Source organism: Flavobacterium sp., assembly GCF_003525665.1.
In the GTDB taxonomy this organism is placed as follows: domain Bacteria; phylum Bacteroidota; class Bacteroidia; order Flavobacteriales; family Flavobacteriaceae; genus Flavobacterium.
In genome coordinates this window covers 1578-2831 of sequence record NZ_DQDX01000117.1, presented here as the reverse complement: position 1 = coordinate 2831, position 1254 = coordinate 1578, and the positions used below count along the sequence as shown (strand labels likewise).

Below are 1254 nucleotides of genomic sequence, written 5' to 3'. Positions count from 1 at the left end.
GTTAGCACGGAATTCGGGAATTCCCTATCGTAATTCCCGAATTCCGATACTCTTTGTTTGCAAAGTAGTAAAACCTCACTTAGTTTTGAAATCAGAAAATGGGATTAAAGTTTAGTTTTTGAGTTAGTATTTAATTTCTAAATGACAATCATGTTTTCTTTAAAATAATTGGCCAAATTATTTAGGGATTGATTCAGCTGTTGTATAACCCTTTAAAAGAAGAGCAAAGAAATTATTAGATTTCTATAAAAAACTAATATATTAAGGAAAGAGAGGGTTGGCTTTTCTTAGTATCTTGAAATTACCAACCAAAAAAAACAGCCTTACTACTATTAATGCTAGACACATTTAGTAAGACTGCTAATTTAAAAAAGCAAATGTAATGAAAATTATAAAGCTAAGTTTAGATGCCCTAAAAGAAAGAGCAAATTCTGTGACTTCAGATGGGTTAATGAGTTCAATTACTGGTGGTTTAACTGAAGAGTGTCATAATGGTAGCTGTCTTACTGACAAAGACATCAAAGACGCAAATTTAACACCAGGCGGAATTTAATATGAAGCTCTCTATCAACTCTCTTAAAGAAAGAGCAGAAGTGGTTGTTTCAGATGAATTGCTAACTTCAATTACTGGTGGTGTCCAAGATGAATGTCATAGAGGAGACTGTGGTGATTACGATGGGGATGATATTTTATTACCTCCAAACAAACAATTTTAAATCAAAAATCATGAAATTAAGTTTAGATGCTCTAAGAGAAAGAGCAGAAATGTTTGTTTCAGATGAACTGCTAACCTCAATTACTGGTGGTACCCAATGTGAATGTCATAATGGAGACTGTGGTAAAATTGATTTGAATGATTTAAAAAAATTGTAAATTAAAAATTAATTTAAAAAATTAAAAATTATGAAATTAAGTTTAGACGCTCTAAAAGAAAGAGCAGAAGCAACAGCTTCTCAAGAGTTATTAGGTAGTATTGCAGGTGGTTTAGCAGAAGAATGCCATAATGGAAGCTGTCATGCAGCTCCAACAGGTAATCCAATTGCTGATATCGGGGTATCGCTTTACAACTTATGGCAAACATTATTTAATTAATATTTAGAGCACATCTTTGTGTTTATAATATATTAAATAAGTATATGAGGAGTACGTTAAATCGTACTCCTTTAATATTATAATTTTTTTTGATAATGAAATATAATTTAAAAGCAGGATTCATCAAGACTTTAAAATTTCTTTTAATTTTAACAGTAGTAT

General features: G+C 30.5%; 4 protein-coding genes. All 4 read left to right on the top strand.

The genetic code is table 11. The features are described 5' to 3' along the window. The first annotated feature begins 382 nt into the window (after positions 1–382). From DIU01_RS08480 to DIU01_RS08465, 4 genes are read left to right on the top strand one after another with little or no spacing between them, the layout of a single operon-like run. Positions 383–553 carry a hypothetical protein gene (locus tag DIU01_RS08480; protein ID WP_290833465.1) on the top strand — a complete coding sequence of 57 codons (171 nt, stop codon included), beginning with the start codon at positions 383–385 and terminating at the stop codon, positions 551–553. Between the two features lies 1 nt (position 554). After that, a complete protein-coding gene (locus DIU01_RS08475; protein ID WP_290833463.1) occupies positions 555–716 on the top strand; it encodes a hypothetical protein in 162 nt (53 codons plus the stop codon). Between the two features lie 10 nt (positions 717–726). Continuing rightward, positions 727–873 (top strand): hypothetical protein, encoded by a 147-nt coding sequence (locus DIU01_RS08470; RefSeq protein WP_290833461.1) that lies wholly within the window; start codon positions 727–729, stop codon positions 871–873. A gap of 30 nt (positions 874–903) precedes the next feature. Continuing rightward, on the top strand, positions 904–1092 hold the full coding sequence (locus tag DIU01_RS08465) for a hypothetical protein (RefSeq protein ID WP_290833459.1): 189 nt from the start codon (positions 904–906) through the stop codon (positions 1090–1092). Positions 1093–1254 lie beyond the last annotated feature (162 nt).

What these genes read in the sequence shown, in the direction of transcription:
- DIU01_RS08480 (WP_290833465.1), top strand. Translation starts at nt 383, where the DNA reads ATGAAAATTATAAAGCTAAGTTTAGATGCCCTAAAAGAAAGAGCAAAT.
- DIU01_RS08465 (WP_290833459.1), top strand. Translation starts at nt 904, where the DNA reads ATGAAATTAAGTTTAGACGCTCTAAAAGAAAGAGCAGAAGCAACAGCT.
- DIU01_RS08475 (WP_290833463.1), top strand. Translation starts at nt 555, where the DNA reads ATGAAGCTCTCTATCAACTCTCTTAAAGAAAGAGCAGAAGTGGTTGTT.
- DIU01_RS08470 (WP_290833461.1), top strand. Translation starts at nt 727, where the DNA reads ATGAAATTAAGTTTAGATGCTCTAAGAGAAAGAGCAGAAATGTTTGTT.